Origin of the sequence: Furfurilactobacillus curtus, assembly GCF_045862785.1 — a bacterium.
GTDB lineage: Bacteria > Bacillota > Bacilli > Lactobacillales > Lactobacillaceae > Furfurilactobacillus > Furfurilactobacillus curtus.
Genome location: NZ_BQXO01000014.1, coordinates 1 through 3,313, shown reverse-complemented (window position 1 = coordinate 3,313; position 3,313 = coordinate 1). Strand labels below are relative to the sequence as shown.

Sequence of the window (3,313 nt, the reverse complement as noted above, 5' to 3'; positions counted from 1 at the left end):
GACTTGACGCTTTTGTTGTTGTAAGCGACTAATCTGTTGTTGTGCCTGCTTAATTTGGCTATGCTGATAGACATTCGCCCCTAATGACATAACTAAGATCAAGCTGCCAATCACCACACTTAAAATCACGCTACGCTTCATTTGTTTGTCCCTCCTTACTTCTTGATTGGCCGGGCTAACGTCACATCACCACCACTTAGTAAGCTATAAAAGGCGGTGCCAAAGGTGCTTTCGTTAACCTTGTCGCCTACACCACCTTGCTCAATGATTTTGGTGGCTTTGCCTTGCCACTTGTCTAACAAGATTGCGGTGTGCCCATTGTTCCCGGCCCCGGCACCTTGATTAACAATCACAATATCGCCGGCTTTGGCGTCATTTTCACTGATCTGTTTCAGATATTGATGACTGCCTTTGGCGTCACTTGCCATCGTACCGGTAAACCAGCCCATGTTGGCCGGTACCTTGTAACCAGCTTTATTAAGCGCTAACCAGACAAAGCCTGAACAATCGGTTCCACCGGTTTTGTTAGGATTCTTTAAATCGCTACCTAAATCAGGGCTAGGGTGGGTTTGAACATAGTAGAAATCGCCTTTCATACTTTCCGCATTTTTGACGATACTCCCACCGGAATAGCCCGGGTCACTATCACAACCTAGCTCGGTCAGATCGCCTGAACTCGCATTGTCTAAGGTATTACCGGCCACTGGGTCACTCGCCCCGAACACGGAATACCAGTGATCGGCATACCCGTATCTTTGGCTTAAATACCATTGTTCCGGGTTCTTACTCATACCCTCGTAATCCATTAACCAGGCTTTCGTCGCTTTGTGCACGTCCGTATACTTAAAAATCTGCTTGTTTGACGCATAGTAACTACTGTTCAATTCTTGATCGAGATAGTCCAACTGCACGCCGAGATTAGTCGCTGGTTTGTTTTCTTTGTGGGCTAAATCTTCCAACTTATCCTTTCGACCACCTAACCACTGGGCTAAGCCCGTGGCACCGGAACTTGAATTAACCGAATTGGGATCAAGGCGACTTTCCAGTTGTAAGACCCCCAAGATTCCGGCGGCCGCTTGTGGGGTGGCGCCATACTTCTGTTTCCAGTGCGCATAGATACTTTTGGCATTTTCTGTCATGCTCTTACTATCCAATTGCGTCTCTGTGGTGGTTGAGTTATCACAACTGTTTTCTTGTAGCTGACCAGTAATCGCGGCAATCAGCAAGACGATTAGCAGAATGGTGCCGCCCACAATATAAGCAATCAACTTCCACTTCTTTTTCTTATATTCAAACGACAATACCTGCATTTAATCACCCACTTTGTGCTTGGCCTGATCGACTTGTTTTTGCGCTGCTGATTGGTCACTCTGCGCATTCTTTAAGTCCGACTTGGCTGAATCCACCTTCTTGTCTTTATCCTTATCTTTACTGCCATCAATCTTGTTGGCGTCATCTAACTTCTTTTGGGCGTCGCTAACTTCGTTCTTAGCAGAGTTGAGACTTAATAGCGCTTTGAGGTACTTAGCTTTAGGACTGTTCACGCCAGCTAACTTGGTTTGAACAGTCTGGGCGTCTTGCGTATCGTTATGGGCTAGGAAGGCTTGTCCCATTCTCAATAAAACATCAGCGTTCGTCGTAAAGGATAATTGGTTATTGAGCGTATTGGTGTCGTAGTTAACGATGGCTTTTTCCAGCGCCAATTGGTCTTTTTGCTTGCTTGTCGCCTTAGTTGGCAATTCCCACTTGGCAACCTGCCCGCTATCCTTGTTGGCATAAGCCGTGTTGACAACCTTATTCAACTGGCTTGGATCAACCTTCAAGGCTTGCTGGTACTGACCATGCTTTAAAAAGACACTGACTTGCTTAGTTGAAGGATAGCCGGCCCGTTGCATATCTTTTTGCGCTTCCGACCACTTCTGATCATTTAAAGCAGTTTGAATTTGGCCGCTATATTTTAATCGTGTGACCTGGGCTTGGTTCTGGTTAGCTAAGCTTTGATACTGCCGTTCGTCACTTTTATGGACTAAACCGACAGCCAAAACGGCCACAATCGCCACTCCGGCCACGCTCAACCATAAACGTTGTTTGGTTTTCTGCTGGGCCGTTTCAACTTCCTGCCATTCGTGATAACTCACAAAGTCCTCAATGCCGTTAACCACTTCCGTTAACTCATTTAACGACGTAGCTTTAGCTACTTGTTGTAAATAGTCGTCCGGGTGTTTGGCCAAGGCTTCTTTAGGATTACTTAATAGCCGTTCATAGGGTGTCCCCGTCAAGCAAAACAGAATCAGCGCTTTGTATTTAGCTAAATTGCTATGCTTGTCATCATAGGGCATGAGTTCATTGGCCCGGTAGGCGTACCAAACATGTTGCATTGGGTAATACCATAGGTTGGCTGGGTTCAACGCAACGTGATACTGGCTATCGTTAACCACCTTTTGCGTCATGATTTCCTTGGCAATCGCTGACCGGATTGCTTTATTTTCCTGCGGTAATTCCTTTAATGATCTGACCTTATCCGGCAAGGTATAAGTTAAAACGACCTTCTGGCCTTGCTCAACCACGTTGACTAACTGCAAGAAATTGGCATCAGTTTGTTTTAATTCGTTTAGCTCACTCAACTGGTCATATCGAAACTGATTGTGATTGAGTTCGAGAATTAACTGGTTCCCTTGTCGCTTGAAGGTGCCAACCTCGATATTCAATAACTGGTTTGGTTTACTCATTTAAAGTCCCTCCTTCCTCTTCGGTAGTGGTCAAGGCGTCAATCTCACTAGGTGTTAAGACCACGCGCTTTTGATAATCCGGTTGTCCGGCTGTCTCACGGTTGTATTTTTCTTGGTAAGCTTCGGGATCAATCAACCGCAATTCTTCTTCGGTCAACTCGACTTTCATAAAGGCGCGTTGGCTGCCGTAGATCATTAAGGCTTCGCCTTGTCTACGACGTTCTAGTAGCTTCTTTTCTTTATCCGAGAACGTCATTCTCAACTTAGTAATGACATCATCGACACCTTTACCATCAAGGCCAAAGAATACCTTGGTATAGGAGTTCCCAATAATGGCTTCACCAATGTTCTGCCCGGTATCTGTCGTGCCTTCAATCACATCTTGAATTTGCTGCGTTCCGGCAATCGCCCCGGCATTGTATTTTCTAAACCGTTTGTAGGCTTGATGGAAAAAGGTGGCAGCCGCTTTGTGTAAGGTTAAAAAGTGAAATTCATCAACAAACAATTTCTTGCGGCTATGCCGATCTTTGGTGATTTCGTCCCACAAATACTGGAAGGTATTCAGATAGGCCGCTGATTGGACT

The 3,313-nt window shown here is 45.6% G+C and carries 3 protein-coding genes; all 3 read right to left on the bottom strand.

Annotation, left to right across the window (positions count from 1 at the left end; all coding sequences use genetic code 11):
* Positions 1-155: 155 nt before the first annotated feature.
* Positions 156-1,310 (bottom strand): phage tail tip lysozyme, encoded by a 1,155-nt coding sequence (locus ACKTR2_RS10005; protein WP_152706960.1) that lies wholly within the window; start codon positions 1,308-1,310, stop codon positions 156-158.
* Positions 1,311-2,729, bottom strand: a complete 1,419-nt coding sequence (locus tag ACKTR2_RS10000; RefSeq protein ID WP_407884983.1) for a type VII secretion protein EssB/YukC — start codon at positions 2,727-2,729, stop codon at positions 1,311-1,313.
* Positions 2,722-3,313: TraG/VirB4 family ATPase (locus ACKTR2_RS09995; RefSeq protein WP_456237532.1), on the bottom strand; the 592-nt coding region annotated here is incomplete at its 5' end. The genes ACKTR2_RS10000 and ACKTR2_RS09995, both read right to left, overlap by 8 nt.